The 20708-nt window shown below is 39.8% G+C and carries 20 protein-coding genes, 1 tRNA gene and 2 pseudogenes; 9 read left to right on the plus strand and 14 right to left on the minus strand.

From position 1 onward, the window contains the following. Positions 1–113 precede the first annotated feature (113 nt). Together MSC25_RS17120 and MSC25_RS17125 are read right to left on the minus strand one after the other, a co-directional pair. A complete protein-coding gene (locus MSC25_RS17120; protein WP_248444024.1) occupies positions 114–671 on the minus strand; it encodes an alpha/beta fold hydrolase in 558 nt (185 codons plus the stop codon). A 111-nt stretch (positions 672–782) separates the two neighbouring features. Further along, a complete protein-coding gene (locus MSC25_RS17125; protein WP_248444025.1) occupies positions 783–1733 on the minus strand; it encodes an SDR family oxidoreductase in 951 nt (316 codons plus the stop codon). A gap of 209 nt (positions 1734–1942) precedes the next feature. On the opposite strand from MSC25_RS17125, the gene MSC25_RS17130 reads away from it, so the two are divergent. Beyond that, complete coding sequence (locus MSC25_RS17130; RefSeq protein ID WP_248444026.1) at positions 1943–2908, plus strand: AraC family transcriptional regulator; 966 nt, start codon at positions 1943–1945, stop codon at positions 2906–2908. A 2-nt stretch (positions 2909–2910) separates the two neighbouring features. Continuing rightward, complete coding sequence (locus MSC25_RS17135) at positions 2911–3276, plus strand: DUF4345 family protein (RefSeq protein ID WP_248444027.1); 366 nt, start codon at positions 2911–2913, stop codon at positions 3274–3276. A gap of 87 nt (positions 3277–3363) precedes the next feature. Here the strand turns inward: MSC25_RS17135 and MSC25_RS17140 are convergent, their stop codons facing one another. Next, positions 3364–3867, minus strand: a complete 504-nt coding sequence (locus MSC25_RS17140) for a hypothetical protein (RefSeq protein WP_248444028.1) — start codon at positions 3865–3867, stop codon at positions 3364–3366. A gap of 346 nt (positions 3868–4213) precedes the next feature. On the opposite strand from MSC25_RS17140, the gene MSC25_RS17145 reads away from it, so the two are divergent. The 3 genes from MSC25_RS17145 to MSC25_RS17155 are packed head-to-tail and all read left to right on the plus strand — an operon-like array spanning position 4214 to position 5536. Next, on the plus strand, positions 4214–4372 hold the full coding sequence (locus MSC25_RS17145; RefSeq protein ID WP_248444029.1) for a hypothetical protein: 159 nt from the start codon (positions 4214–4216) through the stop codon (positions 4370–4372). Continuing rightward, entirely contained in the window at positions 4369–4875 is a 507-nt protein-coding gene (locus MSC25_RS17150) for a sigma-70 family RNA polymerase sigma factor (RefSeq protein ID WP_248444030.1), read from the plus strand. Before MSC25_RS17145 ends, MSC25_RS17150 begins: the two co-directional genes overlap by 4 nt. 1 nt (position 4876) lies before the next feature. Further along, positions 4877–5536: a hypothetical protein gene (locus tag MSC25_RS17155; protein WP_248444031.1), complete on the plus strand. Its 660-nt coding sequence runs from the start codon at positions 4877–4879 to the stop codon at positions 5534–5536. Between the two features lie 49 nt (positions 5537–5585). Here MSC25_RS17155 and MSC25_RS17160 read toward each other — a convergent pair. Beyond that, a pseudogene (locus tag MSC25_RS17160) lies at positions 5586–5831 on the minus strand (endonuclease III); the annotation flags it as partial. Between the two features lie 252 nt (positions 5832–6083). Here MSC25_RS17160 and MSC25_RS17165 point away from each other — a divergent pair. Beyond that, positions 6084–7211: a helix-turn-helix domain-containing protein gene (locus tag MSC25_RS17165; protein ID WP_248444032.1), complete on the plus strand. Its 1128-nt coding sequence runs from the start codon at positions 6084–6086 to the stop codon at positions 7209–7211. 150 nt (positions 7212–7361) lie between these two features. After that, positions 7362–8444 carry a serine hydrolase domain-containing protein gene (locus MSC25_RS17170; protein ID WP_248444033.1) on the plus strand — a complete coding sequence of 361 codons (1083 nt, stop codon included), beginning with the start codon at positions 7362–7364 and terminating at the stop codon, positions 8442–8444. 133 nt (positions 8445–8577) lie between these two features. On the opposite strand, the pseudogene MSC25_RS17175 reads toward MSC25_RS17170, so the two are convergent. Beyond that, positions 8578–8800, minus strand: a pseudogene (locus MSC25_RS17175) (endonuclease III); the annotation flags it as partial. Positions 8801–9032: 232 nt separating this feature from the next. Between MSC25_RS17175 and MSC25_RS17180 the strand changes: the two are divergent. Both MSC25_RS17180 and MSC25_RS17185 read left to right on the plus strand, forming a co-directional pair. Further along, on the plus strand, positions 9033–10061 hold the full coding sequence (locus MSC25_RS17180; RefSeq protein ID WP_248444034.1) for a helix-turn-helix domain-containing protein: 1029 nt from the start codon (positions 9033–9035) through the stop codon (positions 10059–10061). A gap of 102 nt (positions 10062–10163) precedes the next feature. Then, on the plus strand, positions 10164–11276 hold the full coding sequence (locus MSC25_RS17185; protein ID WP_248444035.1) for a nuclear transport factor 2 family protein: 1113 nt from the start codon (positions 10164–10166) through the stop codon (positions 11274–11276). A gap of 289 nt (positions 11277–11565) precedes the next feature. On the opposite strand, the gene nth is transcribed toward MSC25_RS17185, so the two are convergent. The 9 genes from nth to MSC25_RS17230 all read right to left on the minus strand — a co-directional run bounded on the left by nth (position 11566) and on the right by MSC25_RS17230 (position 20708). Further along, positions 11566–12198, minus strand: coding sequence for an endonuclease III (nth, locus tag MSC25_RS17190; protein WP_096739366.1), 633 nt, complete (start codon positions 12196–12198; stop codon positions 11566–11568). A 44-nt stretch (positions 12199–12242) separates the two neighbouring features. Then, the gene (locus tag MSC25_RS17195; protein ID WP_004589483.1) at positions 12243–12941 is read right to left on the minus strand and encodes an electron transport complex subunit E; all 699 of its coding nucleotides are present in this window, start codon (positions 12939–12941) and stop codon (positions 12243–12245) included. Continuing rightward, the gene (gene rsxG, locus MSC25_RS17200) at positions 12938–13576 is read right to left on the minus strand and encodes an electron transport complex subunit RsxG (protein ID WP_004589482.1); all 639 of its coding nucleotides are present in this window, start codon (positions 13574–13576) and stop codon (positions 12938–12940) included. The genes MSC25_RS17195 and rsxG overlap by 4 nt, the downstream gene beginning before the upstream one ends. Beyond that, positions 13573–14631 carry an electron transport complex subunit RsxD gene (gene rsxD, locus MSC25_RS17205; protein WP_248444036.1) on the minus strand — a complete coding sequence of 353 codons (1059 nt, stop codon included), beginning with the start codon at positions 14629–14631 and terminating at the stop codon, positions 13573–13575. The genes rsxG and rsxD overlap by 4 nt, the downstream gene beginning before the upstream one ends. After that, complete coding sequence (gene rsxC / locus MSC25_RS17210; RefSeq protein WP_248444038.1) at positions 14628–17180, minus strand: electron transport complex subunit RsxC; 2553 nt, start codon at positions 17178–17180, stop codon at positions 14628–14630. The genes rsxD and rsxC overlap by 4 nt, the downstream gene beginning before the upstream one ends. A gap of 8 nt (positions 17181–17188) precedes the next feature. Then, positions 17189–17743: an electron transport complex subunit RsxB gene (gene rsxB, locus MSC25_RS17215; RefSeq protein ID WP_004589479.1), complete on the minus strand. Its 555-nt coding sequence runs from the start codon at positions 17741–17743 to the stop codon at positions 17189–17191. A 1-nt stretch (position 17744) separates the two neighbouring features. Continuing rightward, positions 17745–18326: an electron transport complex subunit RsxA gene (gene rsxA / locus MSC25_RS17220; protein WP_004589478.1), complete on the minus strand. Its 582-nt coding sequence runs from the start codon at positions 18324–18326 to the stop codon at positions 17745–17747. Between the two features lie 214 nt (positions 18327–18540). Continuing rightward, positions 18541–20484, minus strand: a complete 1944-nt coding sequence (locus MSC25_RS17225) for a GGDEF domain-containing protein (RefSeq protein ID WP_024034192.1) — start codon at positions 20482–20484, stop codon at positions 18541–18543. Between the two features lie 148 nt (positions 20485–20632). Beyond that, positions 20633–20708: transfer RNA gene (locus tag MSC25_RS17230), tRNA-Asn, on the minus strand.

Here is a 20708-nt window from a genome sequence, read left to right on the forward strand (position 1 = left end):
CAGGGATGTAAGTCATTAGAATAACGCAGGAGCAGTTATCGAGCCCACTAGGTTACAAACCTCGCGCCGCGATTTAATCGCCCCTAGATTGAACAAATTTCAATCCGCAAAAATCAACACGCCCTCAGTTTGGCTGATTCTACAGACACCAAGCCATCGTTTTTACCTTTAAAATAATGCTGTGTCAGGGTGGATGCTTTAGTACCGGCTATTACGCCTAAATTAATGTCCAGCTCATTTATGGTGTTGCCCAAACTCTTACTGCCTGTAATTAAAGATTGGCTTACACCGCCGGCTATATGCATTAACCATGAACCATTTAAATGATTAGCTAATTCGCTGCCTTTGTTAGGCGTACCAATTAACACGACATTTCCAAGTGTATTATCATTAAATACCCGAGGGTTATTTTGCAAGTAGGCTCTAATAACTAAGCCACCTAGGGAGTGGCCTACAAAATGTACTTTACTCGCATTAGCAATACAGGCATTAATTTGTGTGGTTGTTTGAGTAAATACAGCCTCAACACTTTGCCCTAAAGAGGCGTAATTTAGGCTGCATACTTTATAATGTGCACGTTTAAGCTGCTGGGCAAAATATGGCATTGCCCAATCGCTTCTGCCTAATCCATGGGCAAGTACTACCAGCTCATCATTAGGTTTATACTGCACAGGGAGGATTATTGGTACTTTTACAGCCGGTTAGGGAAAGTAAAAGTATTAGGCCGATTACTAATGGTTTTTTCATTACTTTTACACCCTACACACGTTCGCTATTAGCAATTATATTGTCCATTTAAAAGCAGTGTGCTGCTCAGTAACCGCCCATAATTTGCTAAGTACAGGCTGATCTAAAGCAAACGGCTCAAGTTTGCATGTTCCTACGGGGCCGCTCCAATTCCATCTTCCTGATGGGCCATAATACGCACGTTGTTTTAGGTTATGCTCGGTGGCACACATAACCTCAGGGTATGCACCTTGCTCTGCCGATTGTGCTAAGCCCATTTTTACTATTAATGACCAGGTAAATCGGGTTGCAAAGTTAACATTATCGCCAATAAGAGAGGTATTAGCTGCACCTGGGTGACACACAAACACCTGCACATTTTTATTGGCGGCGGCTATTTTATTTTGCAGCTCATAAGCAAACATCATTTGTGCAAGTTTACTGTGGCAGTAGGTCTTATTTGGGTGGTAGTTTTTATTCCAATTCATGTCATCAAATTGAATCGTTTTAAGCCCCATTTTGTAGCCTTCACTGGCCACTACAACAATACGTCCGCTAGATTGCTCTATTTTATTAAATAGCAAACCACACAGTAAAAAGTGCCCATAGTGGTTAACCCCTAACTGACTTTCAAAGCCGTCTTTAGTAAATTGCTGAGTCGCGACCTGCGCAATAGCGCCGTTACAAATAAGTGCATCTATGTGTGGCACAGTTTGTAATACCTCGTTGGCTGCATGGCGTACTGATGCAAGCTCTGCTAGGTCCATTTTTATAAAGCTCACATCGGTACTATTGCCAAACTCCTGTTTTAACTTAGCAATAGCTTCATCTGATTTTAAAGGGTTACGATTGAGCATAACTACTTTTGCGCCTTTAGCGAGTAATAGTCGGGTTGCTTCAAAGCCTGCGCCTGTATTTGCTCCCGTTATTAGATAGCATTTACCAACTAAAGAACTGAGTTGGTCGGGAGTCCAGCCAGAAGGGCCAAATGGGTTAGTTGCGCTCATTAGTTAAATTCCTATCAATAGTTAAGTATAAATATGCAGTACAGGGTTATGCGTATTGCTCTAAAGTGCTTGTTAGGTAATATAACTCTCGCTACTAGGTGTAACTAGGCGATATCCTCTTTAAAATATGCCTATTTGTATCGCTGCATTGAGAATGTGTATTTACGGTGCTAGATTGGATTTATTCTATATTTAAAAGGTATGGGTGAATGAGCAAACACAACATTAAGCAACTTATACAAAATAGCCTGTCTTTTAACGATGTAAACAACGATGAAAATTATACCCAAGGGCTAATAGAAACGGGTATTAAAGGTGTTCAGTTGTTTAAAGTAACGCAGGCTATGCGCTGTGCACCTGCGGTATACGAGCCGTGTATTGTTGCTATAGTCAGTGGCGCTAAAGAAGCCATACTCGATGGTAAGCATTTTATATACGATGAAAATAATTATATGTGCTGCCCTATGTCTATGCCGGTAGAAGCGGGTACACCCACGGCTTCACCTGAGAACCCCTTGCTAGGCGTTATTGTATCGCTAGATACAAAAGTGATGACCGAATTATCTATTACCATGGCTGCACAAGGTGTAAAAAAACACGCATCAGGCCCCAAAACGCAAGGGCTTACACTCGCTGCGTGGGATGACTCATTTACCGATTCATTACTACGATTGCTGCAACTTGTAGGCAACCCTGTAGATATTGCGGTTTTAGGTGAAGGGCGACTGCGAGAATTATATTACGCCATATTAAACGGACAGGCAGGTAGTAGTGTGCACCAAGCCTTTGGCGTAGGAAACGACATAGCACGCTCAATTGATTATTTGGCATCTCGATTAGATGAGACCATAACCATAGACGATATGGCAGCAAAAATTGGCGTAAGTAGGGCAGTTTTGCATCGAAAATTTAAGGATGCGACCAGTATGTCGCCGATTCAATTTGTTAAATCTATGCGCTTAAATACCGCCGCGATGAAAATTGCAGCGGGTATGAACGTAAGTTCGGCGGCCATGTCGGTAGGCTATGTTAGCTCATCACAATTTAGCCGAGAATTTAAACGCATGTATGGGCAATCGCCAAAGCAGTGGAGCCAAGCAAAGGAGTTACCTCAGGAGCTTGTTGAGCAATCGATTGTTCAAACAGTTGATCAAACAACCAGCCTGAGGGATTGATCATGGATAATACAGTCATTTTTAGGGTTGTTGGTGCGGTATTCATTATTTTTGGCATAGTGTTAGCTGCCAATCCTGAGCTGATAAGCAATAAGCCAGTTCCTAATGATATTTTTAAGGCCGTAGAGCGCAGAATTTGGTGGGGGTTATTTATTGGTTTTGGCTTATTACTGCAATTTCATTTTCAGCTTGTACCTTGGCAAGCTAGCATAGCGGCAACACTGTCATCGTTACTCGTAGGGCTTTTAATTGCAAGGCTTATTGGCATTATGTTAGATGGCTCGGTAGCAAAACAGTGGCTAAATGTGGGTATTGAAATAGTGATACTCGCGCCTCTAATTTGGTGGTATTTAAAAGTACGCACTTAGTATCAGAGTTAAACCGCTATAAATCTTAGTATCGTCTTAGAGTGTAACGCTTAATACCTTTATGGCATGATAAGCAAACAAAGGCGTTTACCCATGAGCTTTACTTTGAGTTAGCGCCATTTCTTCAGACCAAGGTACATAGAGTGCAGGAGTTAAGTTTTTATTATCGGCCAAAATTACTTTCGCGATTGGCCGTCCGAAATATTCAGTTGGCTCAAATGAGCAAATATCTTTTAAATTAATTGAAATATAACAATTTGCTTTTTTGATTAATAAAGCTGATTCATCCATACGTGCATGAACTGTTATTTGTAAGTTCATGTAAGGAACCATCGATACTATGTGTTCACCTAAGTGAAATCTGTCTCGCTCTATCTCATCTCCTATTGCTTTTAAATAGTTAATATATGCTTTCCAACGCTTTAAAATTAATAAGGTTAAAAATGAAATAAAACAAATTAGGCTTAAAAGAATCGAATGAAATACAGAAAATTGACCCAAATAATAAAATGCACCCGCCAGTATAAGCGCAACAGCTAAATTTAATAATGACCACTTATTTGGCTGAAATTTTGAATGATTACTTTGCAAAATACATCCTTGAAGTTATGTGGTTTCTTACAGCGCTAACGCAGAAACCTCCTTAAATTATTATTCACTATTAATAGCAGATTGTATGTTTTTTTACCACCTTTAGCCTGAGTCATATTTGATAACCAGAGATACAATAATATTAACTATTGCTATATTAAAAAAATCTTTTAACTAGGAGTCCCCTTTTAATAGCAAAGCAGAAAAAAGAGCTAGCTCCTCGCTTTGCTCTTTTACTTAGCTTATTACTCCCTCAAATAATTATTTTTTAAATAGTTGTGATTATTTCAGCGATACTGCGAATAACTAAATAAGAAGGTTAGGTGAGTATTATGGTAAAGCTAAAATGTTTATATTTAACCGTGTACAGGTTTCGTTGAATAGGCCAAAGCGCCGCACTTTATTACTTTTAAAAACAGGTGCATTAGAAATTAAACACAATGAAACTGTGATGAGCCAACTACGTGATGAGATTAATTTAGATGATGGATTTATGCGTAAATGAACACCAATAAAAAAGCACTATTTGCTCAAACAATGGAGCAGCATAAAGGCATTATTTATAAAGTTGTTAACTCATACTGTCAAAACCAACACGACAGGCAAGACCTAGCGCAAGAAATACTCACCACCATGTGGCTTGCTTATGATAAATACGACAAAGACTATAAGTTTTCTACATGGATGTACCGAATAGCACTGAATGTGGCGATTTCCTATTACCGCAAAGACAGTAAACGAGAAGATAAAGCCAATGAAAGTGAGCAGTGCATTGTGCACATAGCCGACCTATCAGCGCACAATGATAAAAGCGAAGAGGTTAAGCAGCTTTATGAATTTATAGCAAAGCTCGATAAGTTAAATAAAGCCATAGTATTGCTGTATTTAGAAGGCGAACCCCATCAAAGCATAGCGACGAGTTTAGGCATAAGTAAAACCAACGTCGCTACGCGAATTGGCCGCATTAAAGAAACACTAAAAAATCAATTTGAAAAACAGGGGGCTTAAAATGAATTTAGATAACATTAAAAACACATGGCAGCAGCAAAATAGTGTTAACGAATCGGTCATTACAATAAACCAATCACTGCTGAGCGAAACAAAAGTGAATAACCAAATGAAAGAGCTTAATACTATGAAGTGGGCACGTATTATTGAAAGCGCAGCCTTCTTTTTTATTATTGTTTTATTGGGGCAGTACATTGCAAATAACTTTAGTGTTTCAGCGCCTTCAATATCTGCGTTGATACTGAGTGTATTTTCCATTGCTGGCCTTGCAGGTAATATCGGCCAAATAGTGCATATTGCTAACGTTGATTATGCAAAGCCAATTAGCCAACTTCAAAAAGACGTTTACCGCCTTTGCTCACATAAATTACAACTAACTAAGTTGTTGCTTATGTCTGCACCTTTTTATATGGCTTATGTTTTTATTGGCTTTGACGTGCTATTTGAAATTGACTTATTTGCACACCTAGAGCAACACATGGTTTGGTTTTACAGCGTGTCATCATTACTACTTTTAATAATTACAAGCTGCGTACTAGCTAAACTAAACTACACAAATATCGCAACTCCTTGGGTTAAACGCACCATTGCATTTATTGTCGGTGAGCGTTTAGTAAATATGGCGCAATTTATAAATAATATAGACTCGACAGACAGCTAATTAATTAGCTGTCTTACTTTCAAAATACCCAAAATAGAGTTATTCGAGGTTATTCTGTTTTTTCTTTAAACTCACACAAGTCTTCAATAATACAGCTGCCGCATTTAGGTTTACGGGCAACGCAAGTGTAGCGCCCGTGTAGTATTAACCAGTGGTGTACGTCTACTTTAAATTCTTTAGGGACAACCTTTTCAAGCTTTTGCTCAACGGCGACTACATCTTTGCCCATCGCAAATTTGGTGCGGTTTGAAACACGAAAAATATGCGTGTCTACGGCTATGGTTGGCCAGCCAAATTATAAGTAAACTAGATGGTGTGTTCATTTTAGAGCGAAATTTCTTAAATAGTATGTTTTAGTATTAACTTTATAAGGCAAATTTGATTGTTTTCTAAAGTAGCAAACTTGTTAATTAAATTGAGTGAGCGCATAACCCTGCCTATTTTTCTCTCTATTTATAGCTCTGATATTACTTAGTTTGAAACATAGCCTGGTTGTCATTTATGATGTATGGTTCACCAAATAACTAAAATAACTAAAATAACTAAAATGACCGAGAGTATTGCATTACTAGTTTTTTTCACTCACTTATTAGTTGCGGTATTTCTGCTCAATATTCATTCCGGTAATCAATTAAGTAATAGAATTTTAGCTGTGTTTTTATCCGTCACTGCATTTGATATCAGTAATTTTATTTTCACTAGTTTTTATGGTGCGCATTTAAATTTAGATATGTTTCGTGCTAACTTTTCGGTTCTGACAGCGCCAATACTTTATTTTTACGTAAAATCAATTGTTTATAGTGACTTAAAACTTAAAGCTAAAGACCTTCTGCATGCTATCCCGTTTATTATTGTATGTTTAATCTTTATCCCGCGCTTCCATCTTGGAGATGACATTGCAAAAATGGCCTTTTATAACAACCATGAACCCTTGTTTGAAGTGTTGTTTGTTCATGTAGTGCTCTACTTACAAATGTTCATTTATCTTGCATTGATTTTTAAGAAGTTAAACCGCTATAAATTGACTGTTTTAAATAACTATTCAGATATTGAAATACTCAATAAGCAGTGGCTAAACAATTTTATGATGGTTTTTTTAATTGATTTCACCATTGTTGTGGTGCGTAATATTATTAAATTTACCGAGCTACAAGGACTATTGAACTTATTAACTACTCTAATGATGGTAGTCACACTATTTTTTGTTTGTTGGATATTATGGCAAACACTTCATAACCCTTCCATATCTCAAGGTATTAGCTCAAAGGTTAAATCATTTGAACCAAAAAAACCTCCACAGAACCCAAGTGACGTTGTTGATGTTAATGAAGCACAAAGAGTGTTATCCACAATTAAGTGCCATATGTCGCTAAATAAACCTTACCTGAATCCATCACTAAACATTGACACGTTGGCAAAGCAATTAAATATACCGGCCTTAAAAATTTCAATCGTACTCAATCACCACCTTGGGCAACACTTTTTCGATTTCATAAATAGTTATCGAGTTAATGAAGCTGCTAATATCCTTTCTTTAAAAAGCAATAAACAAAAAGCGATTTTAGAGATATTGTTAGAAGTTGGTTTTAATTCAAAATCGTCTTTTAACACTGCTTTTAAAAAGCATTTTGCAGTGACTCCATCCCAATATAGGAAAGAACGCTTAAACGATTAAATTTATCTCTTCTAGCGCAACCCTTTAAATATAAGACGTTCGACTTTTATAGTCGGTCGAAATCAATCTTGAACCTTACTAATATCCCTATTATCAAATCAAAACTGCTTTGATAAAAAACATTAATGCGAATCAAATAATAGGTGTTTTATGTATAAAAAAATTACGTTAGCTTTCATTTTATTTCTTACTTTTTTTGGGCAGGTGCAAGCTAAAAATAGCGATATAATCTCCAATAAAGACATTTCAAACATTATAACAATGCACGCTAATCAACTCTTGCAGGACTCTCGTTTTGTTTCTACATCTATAGGGGTCGTTACGGAAACGGATTCAGTTATTTTACATTTTGGTGAACTCACAAGGCATAAAAAAAACACCCCGACAGATAACACAATTTATGAAATAGGGTCTGTAAGTAAAACCATGACAGGGTTGATTACCGCTTATGCTGTGAAAGATGGAAAGCTATCTTTGAACGATAACATCAATAAGTATATTAATAATAAACTAGACAAATTAAGTACTGAAAAAAATTCTGTGACCGTTCGACAGCTTTTGACTCATAGTTCAGGATTACCAAGAGGTTATGTAGATTTAGGTTTAAGGGCTGAAACATTATCCAAAACATCGTTTTTAAAGGCATTAAATAATGTAAACCCTTCAGAAAACAAAGGTAAATACCATTACTCAAGCGCGGGAATAGAGCTTTTATCATATATCTTAGAAACTGTTTACCAAATGCCATTTGATAATTTATTACAGCAAGTATTGTCAACAGAAGCTAATATGAAAGATACGAAAGTGAACCTTGCTCAAGAACAGCTTAAGGACGTTGCATATGGTTATAATGAGAAAGGGGAGGTAGCAAAAGCCCATCTTACTCCTGAAATACTATGGGGGGGCAGTGGTTATATAAAAACTAATATGTCAGATATTGTAAAATATATGAAATTGCAACTAAAAGAAGAAAATAAAGCCATTAAAGAATCACATAGAAGGCTGTTTCATGTAGGTGGTACTGATCATATCGCTTATTCATGGATTGCTGCAGAGGATGAAAACTTAGGATGTTATTACATTCACCATGGTGGATTGGAAGGCACACAAAATTGGATGATTATTTTTCCAGATCGTAATATCGCTGTATCGATTGTGACCAACAGTAGTTTTCCTGAGGCAGCTGGGCTGATGAGAAAAACTGGAATGGCTATTATAAAAAATTTGAAATAGTTATTTAATCAACTGGCATTTCTAAATGGTTAAAGCGCAACTTTTAGAACTAAATAGTCCACCTTACTGTGCAGTTTGAAGTTTTGATTCTATGTCAAAACTTCACATGTGAATTTCACGAACAGCAGAAGAACTATTCAGTCTTGTCTTTAAACTCACACAAGTCTTCAATAATACAGCTGCCAGGTGTAGCGTCCGTGTAGTATTAACCAGTGGTGTACGCCTACTTTAAATTCTTTAGGGACAACCTTTTCAAGCTTTTGTTCTACAGCGACTACATCTTTACCCATAGCAAATTTGGTGCCGTTTGAAACACGAAAAATATGCGTGTCTACGGAAATGGTCGGCAAGCCGAAATATAAGGATGGTAGATATTGGGAGTTCATAGAGTGGTTTCTGTTTTTTTGTCATTAGAGGAGATTGACTACTGAATTTAAAAAGGCAGCTTTAAGTCTAAGCCGTTCGTAGCACTGTTAAAAGCAGGTAGGTAAATATTAAAATCAATTTGCAAAAGGTTATGAATATAGACATCCCTCTTTATGCAACGTAGACTACTTTCAATATAGCCACTAATAAACATACCGTGAAATGAATAGTCAGTTACTTTTTTTCTTCAGTGCGTTAGGTGCCTTTAATGGACTGTTGTTGACTGCCTATTTACTTTTTTCTAATCCCGCGTCAATTCAACGCCGTTTACTAGCGTTGCTCATGTTAGTTATTAGCTTACGCATTTCTAAATCAATTTGGTTTTACTTTGATCCAACGCTAGGCAAGCAGTTTTTGCAACTGGGGTTGTCTGCATGCTTTTTGATTGGTCCACTGCTTTATTTTTATGTCGTCAGTCAAACCGCTAATATAGAAAAGCTTAGGTTTAATTGGAAGTTACATCTTGCTTTACTTATTAGTTTGATCTTTGGTGTTGGCGTTTTGTACCCTTATCAGTCTAATGTTGAACTATGGGGATCGTTATATAGAGTAATCAATATAACTTGGGGCTTATATATGATGGCTGCGGCTATTCAATTATTTCCCAAACTATTTGTTTTAGCTGGCGACAACACTCGATTGTCAAAAGAAGAACTGTTATGTATCAACGTATTTGCCGGCACGATTTTTATTTGGCTGGCATATTTTACAGCGTCTTATACTTCTTATATCGCTGGAGCTTTGTCTTTTTCAGTTATTTTGTATGTTTCGCTCTCACTTTGGTATATATCTAATAAAGGGGGAAAACCTTCAGAGCAGACTTATGCTAATAAAAAAATTGCACATGAATTAGCAAGTCAGCTGATAACACGTTTAAATGAGCTAATGATTAATGAACAGCTTTACAAAAATGCCAATTTAACCTTACCTATATTAGCGAAAAAACTGCAATTATCTGTGCCTCAGTTATCGCAATTGTTAAACGATAACTTGAATAAATCTTTTGCCCTGTATGTTAATGAGCTTCGTATCGAAGAAGCGAAAAGGCTGTTGGTTGAAAACTCATACATGACGATTGAGTTAATTTCAGAAGCTTGCGGTTACAACTCTCAATCTACTTTTTATTCATCATTTAAACAATTTGAAAATATAACACCTGCACAATACCGAAAGCAGTTTAAAGCCTTATAACCTCTTCGGAATTATAATTTCGTACTACGGAATTATTCTACGCTAATGTTTTCTCTGGTTTTTTCCTTAATCTAATAAACAGTTACTTTACGGAGAAAAACAATGAAATATTCACTCTTACTTTTGATCACCTTATTGAGTTTTGATTTGACAGCAAAACTTCAAATAGATAATGAGGCTCAAATCACACAGACATTACAAAACTATATTACAGGGACATCGTACAATGAACCTGACTTAATCAAGCGGGCTTTTGCAAAAGAGGCTCGATTATTACTCAGTAAAAAAGGCCAAGAAATATGGCCTGTTAGCCCAAATAAATATGCTTCATGGTTTAAAGATAAGAGACAATTTAATGGCAGAATAGGAGAGATACTATCCATTGATTTCGAAGGTGACATTGCTACCGCTAAGGTTGAAATTTTGATACCCGAAAAATCTATACGTTATGTTGACTTATTCCTATTAAAAAAAATATCGGGTAATTGGAAGGTGGTAAGTAAGGCTGCGACAAGTGAAACGTCTGAACAGAGTGGTAAAAGAATACTTTTTATTGTTTCCAATGCTCATTTTCACGGCGATTCAAAATTACCAACGGGTGTTAGTTTCTCAGAAATTGTTAAAGCGTACGACACTTTTAAAAAGGCTGGTTACACTATCGATTTTGTTAGCCCAGAGGGTGGAGCTATCCCACTCGCCTATATAAATACATCAGAGGAAATACATAAGCAATATCTATACGAACCTGATTTTATGTATGCGATCAAAAATACTAAGCAGCCAAGTCAGATTGACCCAGCTAATTACCTAGCCGTTCACTATGTTGGTGGAGGCAATGCGATGTATGGGGTTGCTGATAATGTTGCCATACAAAAAATCGCCATGACTATTTATGAAGAGCAACAAGGGATCGTATCGTCTGTTTGCCATGGAACCGCAGGGATTGTTAACTTAAAAACGAAAGAGGGTAAATACCTAGTGGCAGGCAAGCGGATATCAGGCTATCCTGATTCTTATGAAAATCAGTCACGCGCTTACTTCAAAGAGTTTCCATTCTTAATTCAAAAAACCATTGAAAGCAGAGGAGGTCAATTTTTCTATTCAGCCAGAAATACACCACATGTTGAAGTCGACGGGCGCATAGTCACAGGACAAAATCACCTATCCTCATCACTTGTCGCTCAGAAAATGGTTGAGATTTTACAACAGAATTAAATTATTTGGTGTGTTAGTTCTTTATAGGTGTTTAAAACCGAAAATGAAAGCGAACACACGATGAACATTGTGTATCTCGAAATGCTACTTAAAATAAAGCGTACTAAAAGTCTATTGTAGTGCCCTAGTGATACTGAATACATTATTAGAGAATTTAGCTGATTTTATCAACCAAAAAACTGATGTCAGCTAATGCCTATTTGAAGTCATCAGCAATTACTAATGCCTATTTGAAGTCATTAGTAATTGCTGATGATAATGACTGCTTCTTGCCCAAAGCGCATTAAAGCTATTCCGTCTTATCCTTAAACTCACACAAGTCTTCAATAATACAGCTGCCGCATTTAGGCTTACGGGCAACGCAGGTATAGCGTCCGTGTAGTATTAACCAGTGGTGTACATCTACTTTAAATTCTTTAGGAACAACCTTTTCAAGCTTTTGCTCAACGGCGACTACATCTTTGCCCATCGCAAATTTGGTGCGGTTTGAAACACGAAAAATATGCGTGTCTACGGCAATGGTTGGCCAGCCGAAAGCTGTGTTGAGTACGACATTTGCGGTTTTTCGGCCAACACCGGGTAGGGCTTCTAGAGCTTCGCGGTTCTCGGGAACAATGCCGTTATGTTGATCAACCAATATTTGGCACATTTTGTACACGTTTGCGGCTTTTGAATTAAATAAGCCAATGGTTTTTATATAATCGCGAAGCGCATCGTGGCCAATATCTAAAATGGCTTGTGGCGTATTAGCAACCGGAAATAATTTACGGGTGGCTTTATTTACCCCTACATCGGTGGCTTGTGCAGAGAGCGTAACGGCTACTAGTAGCTCAAATGGGCTTGAGTATTCAAGCTCGGTTTCTGGATGCGGGTTTTGCTCGCGCAAGCGCGAGAGTATTTGGTGACGTTTTTCTTTATTCATGCAACTTAAAACGCATTAGCTAATAGCGTTAATGCGTTTTCCCCTTAAGTTAAGCTAGTAACACGTGCGCGTGGGCCTTTTTCGGCTTCTGGCGGCGTTACTTGTTTTGATTTTATTTGTGCGTCAATAACATTTTTTGCTGCTATTAGCAGCCCAAGCCCTAAAAAGGCGCCGGGTGGTAAAATAGCGAGTAAAAACTGGCTATCGAAACTAAATATTTCCAAGCGTAGGCTTTGTGCCCATGGCCCTAGGAGCAAATCGGCTCCATCGAATAATGTACCTTGGCCTATCAGTTCGCGCATTGCACCTAGCACTAACAGTACGGCCATAAAGCCTAAGCCCATCATTAGGCCGTCGAATGCAGACAGGTGCACAGGGTTTTTAGAGGCATACGCCTCTGCACGGCCAATAATGGCGCAGTTAGTTACTATTAGTGGAATAAATATGCCTAATGATTGATACAAACCAAAGGTGTACGCATTCATAAGTAGCTGAACTATGGTCACAAAGCCTGCAATAATCATGACAAATACCGGTATACGAATGTCTTTAGGCACCCAATTACGCACAACTGAAACAGTAATATTAGAGCCTACTAAAACTAATAAAGTGGCTAACCCTAGGCCGAGCGCGTTGGTTACAGTTGATGTAACAGCTAAAAGCGGGCATAAACCGAGTAGCTGAACAAGCGCGGGGTTATTAGCCCATACGCCTTCTTTGTATAAGGTTTTTAACTCACTCATTGGGTTACCTCTTGGCAAGCATTAGGCTGTTTAAAAATGGCGTCAAAGTTAGTTTTTGCAAATAATACGGCATTTTTTACCGAGCCTACCACGGCGCGAGGGGTAATTGTTGCACCGGTAAATTGGTCAAACTGGCCGCCATCCTTTTTTACCGCCCAACGGGCATCGTCTTCACTTTGAACCGTTAAATCGTTAAATGTAGTGATCCATAGCGACTTTTTAACTTCTACTTTGTCGCCTAAGCCGGGCGTTTCTTCGTGCTTAGTAGTGCGAACGCCGGCAATGGTGCCATCAGCAAGTACGGCGGTTAATAAGTTAATATCGCCACTGTAACCACTAGGTGTTATGTGTCTTATTACAAGTGCAACAGGTTGCTGATTTTTATAAGCGCGGTAAATAACTTGCTCGGGGTAAGGACCAAGTTGTTCGTCGCTCATAATTACGCAATTTGTATTGAGCTGATTATCGTAGCTGCTTGGGTTTAATACCTCTTGTAATTGTGAGGTTAGTTGCAAGCGTTCTTGCTCGGCAATTTTATCGGCGGTAAAGGCATCAATTGAGGCAACTAAGCCTGTTGTTATCAGTGCAAAGGCTGTTAATATCGCGCCATTTTTAGCCATTGATGAAATAATCATTTTAATGCTCCGTGGCCATAAGTGCGTGGTTGGGTGTAGTAATCAATCAGCGGTACAGCAATATTAATTAATAATACACTAAAGGCTACCGCATCAGGGAAGCCACCAAAGGTGCGAATTAAATACACCAACAAGCCAATTAATGCGCCATAAATTAAGCGCCCTTTATTGGTAGTTGCAGCCGAAACAGGATCGGTTGCGATAAAAAATGCGCCCATCATGGTCGCGCCACTTAATAGGTGAAAGACCATACCCGGCTCGGTACCCGGCGCGGCAATATAGCCAATGGCACTGCACAGCGCTAGTGAGCCTATAAAGCTTACTGGAATATGCCAGTTTATAATTTTAGCTTTTAAAAGGTATAAACCACCGGCTAAAAAGCCTAGGTTAACCCATAGCCAACCAAGCCCAGCCCATTGAGAAAAAATCGGTTTTTGCATACTTTCGCTAACGGTTAGACCATGTGCTACATCGGTTTTAACTGTATCAAGCGGGGTGGCCATGGTGAGACCATCAACGCCGGCACGGACTTGATCAACACTAAAGCCCAGAGCGGTAAAATCAGTAAATATAAGGCGTAGTTGGTCAATAAAGCCAATTGGGGCATTAAGTAAATCGGTAACGGGTAACCAAGCGGTCATTTGCACCGGAAACGAGACTAAAAGTAGTACGTATGCGGCCATTGCTGGGTTAAATAAGTTAAAGCCAAGCCCACCATAAAGTTGCTTTACAATCACAATGGCAAATAAACAGCCAATAATAATGACCCACCAAGGCGCCAGCGGCGGAATACTCAGTGCTAACAGCACACCAGTAAGCCAAGCACTACCATCACTCAATGCAGGCCAAACAGGGCGTTTACGCATTAACATAATGGCTGCTTCAAATACGCTTACAGCAACAAGTGCCAGTACTAACTGAATAAGTACGCCAGTCCCAAAAAATACCACTTGCGCTATTAGCCCAGGAATACACGCAGCAATTACGGTTAGCATTAATCGCGTTAACGACTTATGGCTATGGTTGTGCGGCGAACTGGCCATGGTTAATTTCATGACTGATCATTTCCTTCTTTTTGTAACTTTTTAGCTTTGGCGCGCGCTATTGCGGCGGCCACGGCGGCTTTTTTCTTCTCTGCTGCAGTTTGCTCAGAGGCCGTTTTCTCAGAGTCTGAACCGCTGCTGGTTTGTGGCTCATTGCTTTGTTCAGGTGCGCTGTGTTCACTTGCTGCTGATTGCTCTGCTTCTTTAGCTGCTTTTTTAGCTTTAGCGCGGGCAATAGCAGCAGCTACGGCCGCTTTTTTGTCATCAGCAGGAGAGTGTGTTTGTGAGTTTTCAGGCTCAATTTCACCTGTTTGCTCAGCAGCACTTGGTTCATCTGATTGCTGGGCTTGCGCAGCCGCTTTAGCGGCTTTTTTAGCTTTAGCACGCGCGATAGCAGCAGCTACCGCTGCTTTTTTATCATCTGCGGGCGCGGGGGCTTCATCGCTTTGTGGCTCTGCTTCTTGCTCAGCTTGCGCCGCTTTTTTAGCTTTAGCACGCGCAATAGCAGCAGCTACTGCTGCTTTTTTGTCATCAGTTGGGGCGGGCGCTTCATCGCTTTGTGGCTCTGCACTTTGCTCAGCTTTCGCCGCTTTTTTAGCTTTAGCACGGGCAATAGCAGCAGCTACCGCCGCTTTTTTATCATCAGCTGGGGCGGGAGCTTCATCGTTTTGTGGCTCAGCGCTTTGCTCAGCTTGCGCCGCTTTTTTCGCTTTAGCACGGGCAATAGCAGCAGCTACGGCTGCTTTTTTATCATCAGCTGGGGCGGTTGCTTCATCGTTTTGTGGCTCAGCGCTTTGCTCAGCTTGCGCCGCTTTTTTCGCTTTGGCGCGGGCAATAGCAGCAGCTACGGCTGACTTTTTATCATCAGGTGATGGTGATGACTCGCCCTCGGCAGCTTTTTGTTCTTTATATTTACGTGCTTTTTCTTTACGAAGTGCACGCTCTTTAGCTACTTCGCTGTTGTCTGGCTCTAGCTCTTCACCTTGCTGTTTTTTCGCTTTGGCGCGGGCAATTGCAGCGGCTACAGCAGATTTTTCATCGCCATCCGATGATTTGCTCTTAACGCGGGCAAGGGCATCCGCTACTTTTTGCTTTTCATCTGATGTTTTTGCCGCTGGTTTACGTTTATGGCGGTTTTGACGTTCTTGTTGCTCGCGCTCTAGGCGTTCTTTACGGGCGTCAAAGCGCTCTTTTGCTCTATCGGCTTTAATTTTTTCGGCTTGCTGCTCTTTTATTTCTACTTTTGCTACGCGGTAATACTGCACCAATGGAATTTCGCTTGGGCATACATACGCACACGCGCCACATTCAATACAATCAAATAAGTTGTGCTCTTGTAATTTGTCGTATTCTTTTGATTTTGCAAACCATTGTAATTGCTGTGGTAATAACGAAGCAGGGCAGGCATCTGCACAGGCACTACAACGTATACAGGCTTTTTCAGGCCCAGGCTCAGCCAGCTCTTTATGATCGGGGGCTAAAATACAGTTGGTGGTTTTAATTACCCCAATACGCACAGTCGGTAAGGTAAAGCCCATCATCGGCCCGCCCATTACAACGCGCTGCTGGGGTACGGGTGAAAAACCTTGGCAATCAAGCAGGTGCTTAACTTCGGTGCCTAATAATGCCCATACATTACCTGCATTATGAATGGTGTTACCTGTTACTGTAACAACGCGCTCTATAAGCGGTTTACCTTCGTACACCGCTTGTTGCACAGCAAACAAAGTTCCTGTGTTGTGCACTAAAATACCAATATCGGCAGGAATACCGCCACTGGGTACTTCACGGTTTGTAAGTAATTTAATTAATTGTTTTTCGCCGCCCGATGGATAAACAGTAGGCACCGTTTGAATAACAATATTGGCGTTGTGCTCTGCGGCACTTTTCATAGCCGCTATGGCTTCGGGCTTATTATCTTCAATGCCAACAATACACAGTGTCGGGTTTAAAATTTGTTGCATTAGCTCAATGCCTTGCACTACTTGCTTGGCATGTTCACGCATTAACACATCGTCGGCTGTTATGTATGGTTCACACTCAACAGCATTAACAATTAAAAACTCAATAGGTTGTTTTATATCGGCTTTTACATAAGTAGGAAAGCCTGCTCCACCCATACCGCTTATACCTGCTTGATGAATTATATCGACTAATTCATCGTGGCTAAGCTCACTTGGGTTAGGTATTGGGGTTAGTTCGCACCATTGATCTTTGCCATCAGGCTCAATAATAATACTTAGCTCAGGTAAAGCCGATGGATGTGCCGAAGGCATAGAAGCAATATCTGTTATGGTGCCAGAGCTGGGCGCATGTACAGGCACAGACCAATTTGCAACGGGCACGGTTAGTGCTTGGCCTTTTAATACCTGTTGGCCTTTTTCTACAATCAATTTACCGTTAGCACCAATGTGCTGTTTAATTGGTACAACTAACTTATCAGGTAGAGGAAGCCTAGCAATACGCGCACTGTTAGAGAGTGTTTTTTGTTGTGGTGGATGCACGCCGCCCGGGAATGCCCAAACAGTGCCTTTTTTAATTTGTTCAAGTAACTTTTCCACTCAAACCTCTAATCTATTTGCGTGACAGGAATAGCATCAAGTTGCCATTTCCAGTTTTGTTTTGTTTCGGCTACAGGCAGCATATCAATGCAATCTACAGGGCAGGGCTCTACACATAAATCGCAGCCGGTACATTCTTCTATTAGTACAGTGTGCATTTGGCGTGTAGCACCGACAATGGCATCCACAGGGCATGCCTGAATACACTTAGTACAGCCTATGCACTCGTCTTCGCGAATATAGGCCACTGTTTTTATCGGCTCTGCTTGTTCGCCACCGGCAAGCGGTTTAGGCTCTACGCCCATTAAATCGGCTAGCTTTTTAACCGTTGCTTCTCCGCCTGGTGGGCATTTATTAATTTCATCCCCGTTGGCAATTGCCTCAGCGTAGGGGCGACAGCCCGGATAGCCACACTGGCCACACTGGGTTTGCGGTAAAATGGTATCTATTTGCTCAACAATTGGGTCGCCTTCTACACGAAAGCGAATAGCTGCAAAGCCTAAAATAAGTCCAAAAACAAGCGCTAGCGAGCCAAGCGCTATCAAGGCATACATTAAGGTCATATTAAAACTTCACTAATCCGGTAAAACCCATAAACGCCATCGACATTAAGCCGGCGGTGATCATGGCTATTGAGGCGCCTTTAAACGGGGTAGGAACATCTGCAGCAGCAAGGCGTTCGCGCAGCGCTGCAAATAATACAAGTACTAATGAAAAGCCAACGGCTGCGCCAAAACCATACACGGCCGATTGTAAAAAGGTGTGATCTTCTTTTATATTAAGAAGCGCAACACCTAATACCGCACAGTTAGTGGTGATCAGCGGTAAAAATATACCCAGTAAACGGTATAAAGTCGGGCTAGTTTTACGCACAACCATTTCAGTAAATTGCACCACAACGGCAATCACTAAAATAAAGCTCATGGTGCGTAAAAATTCGATATCTAGCGGCGCTAAAATATATTGATTAACTAAATAGCTTGTAACAGAGGCAAGAGTAAGCACAAACGTGGTTGCTAAAGACATACCAATAGCGGTATCAAGCTTGCCTGATACACCCATAAATGGACATAAGCCTAAAAATTGTACTAATACAAAGTTATTAACTAGAACGGTTCCAATCAATAACAAGACATATTCTGTCATGTGTGCCTCGCGCTATTAAAATCCTGTGTATTATCCTTTTTTCTGCCCCGATAAACAACATATGCGAGTCGTTATCAGTTAAATAAACACAGTAAAATAATTAAGCGATCACAAAGCTGTAAAATTTATGTGATTTTAAAGTAAGCGAAAAATTAAACAGTTAAACGCAAAAAAGAGCACATGTGCTCTTTTTTACTTTCATTAAGGGGAGGTGCTAAATATCTTTAGGTTTTTCTATGTAATAACCTTGTACGCCGTCTAGGCAAAGCGTTTCTACAATGTGTTTTTCTTCTTGGCTTTCAACGCCCTCTGCAAACACACTCACACCAATGCGGTGGGCTAAATCAACCATTAGGCGCATAAAGTATTGATTGTTTTTATCATCTTCTAGGCCGCGGGTGTAACTTGCATCCATTTTAATAAAGTCTGGTTTTAAATCACGGAAAAACTTAAACGACGTTAGTCCTACACCAAAGCGTTCAACCGTTACGCGGGCACCTACGCGATGCACCATATCAATAAAGCGTTTACTGGCTTTAATATTTTGCTGTAGGCCAAACTCACTTACTTCAAATACTAATTTAGAGGCTATATGCGTATCTTTTAATAAGCGGCGCTCTAACCAAATAACAAATTGATCGTTATGTGCACTTGAGGCGGTTACATTCAGGCCAAAAAACTTTTCAGAGAGGTTACGGCTTTTAATTTTTTCAAGTGATGAGTCAATAATTAAGCGGTCAATTTCTATGGCCATATCGAGTTTTTCAGCCATGGCTAAAAACGAGGCCGTAGGAAGTACTTGGTTATCTTCGGTTTTAAAGCGCACTTGTATCTCTGCATACGCCTTAATGCTTTTACCCAGCGGCATAATATTTTGCATTACTAAGTGAACGCGTTTTGATTCAATCACTTCGTTAATCACTTTACGCCAGTTTTGGTTACCAAACCCAGCACTTACATTATTAACTAAATCGGTTTCGCGCTGCACATGCCATGCATTTACTTGCTTAGATTGCGCCATGCTCATTGCGTTATCGACAACCGATAATAGCTCACCCAGCGGTTTGCCTTTTTCGTAGCCCACAATACCTGTGTTAGCCACAGAGCTTAGCTCTTGATTTTGTTGATATTGAGTAAAGCGCGATTGCAGGTTTTCACCAAAACGCTCTGCTTCTTTAAGTGGGGTATTAGGTAGTACAATGGCAAAGTCTGAGCTATTTAGCCTAAATACTTGGCTGCCAGTGTAAGTGCCGCTTATATGCTTAATTATATCCGCCACACCTTTAACGTAGTCATCACCTTTTTGGTAGCCACGGCTTTGGTTTATAGTTTGCAGCTCACTACAGCGTACAAGCGCTAACGAACCAAACGTACTGCGCTCACTGTTTTCGATGTGTTTTTCGTAATATTCAACAAACATATTACGGTTACCTAATTCGGTAATTACATCTTTATAGGCTTCTTGTTTGATACTTAGGGCAGCGTTTTGAATATCATCATTTTTATTTTTTAAAAAATGCGAAAGGCGATTAAAGCTCGGGACTAAATCTTTACCTAGCTTTTTCATTTTACTTGCATCAAGTGCGGTGTCTAAGTCGTCGCCAATTTGATTTTGGTTAATATAAATGTCTATTACATCGGCAACGGTCATGCTGATATTTTTATTTAAGCTAAGAAAAATAGACTTCATTAATATGATAGGAATAATCACTAAAAAGGCAGAAATAAATATAACTATAAATAACGAGGTTTGTAGCTGCTGCGCTAAACGTTCAATGTTGAGGGTAAATTCTACTTTTATATCTGCAGCGTCGTTAACGGCAAACTGTGGGCGAACCGAATTAAAGCTAGATTGAATAAATTCAGCAAACATGGGCAGCTGGGTAGGGGAGTTAACTGAAAATACCTCAGCCCCTTGGTAGTCTCTTAGTATAAAGCTTGAAAACGTTTTACCATCGCCAATCGCTTTTTTTATACTTTCAGGCGAAAGCTCATCACTAGTTAAGCTGTTAATGTAACGTGTTACGCTGGTTTGCGCTGAAGTTTGTGCTTCACTTACTGCATTATTAAAGCTTACAGATATGAAGTAGCTTCCAGCCGCAACACATACAAGCCAAGACAGGATTTGTATAAAAATAAGTTTTTTAAAGCCAGCCATGTTATCAATCTTTTAATAGTTCAAAAGGAAAGGAATCAGGTCCTTGATCATTCAACTAATAGCAACACATTAGAATAGATATTATGTTTTAGTTATAAAGCAGAAGAGTAGTGGAAAATTACTGAAATGTCTATGAAATTCTTATGATTGGCTCCCCCTCCCCGACTCGAACGGGGGACCTGCGGATTAACAGTCCGTCGCTCTAACCAACTGAGCTAAGGGGG

This window comes from Pseudoalteromonas sp. 1CM17D, assembly GCF_023161805.1.
Classification (GTDB): Bacteria; Pseudomonadota; Gammaproteobacteria; order Enterobacterales; family Alteromonadaceae; genus Pseudoalteromonas; species Pseudoalteromonas atlantica.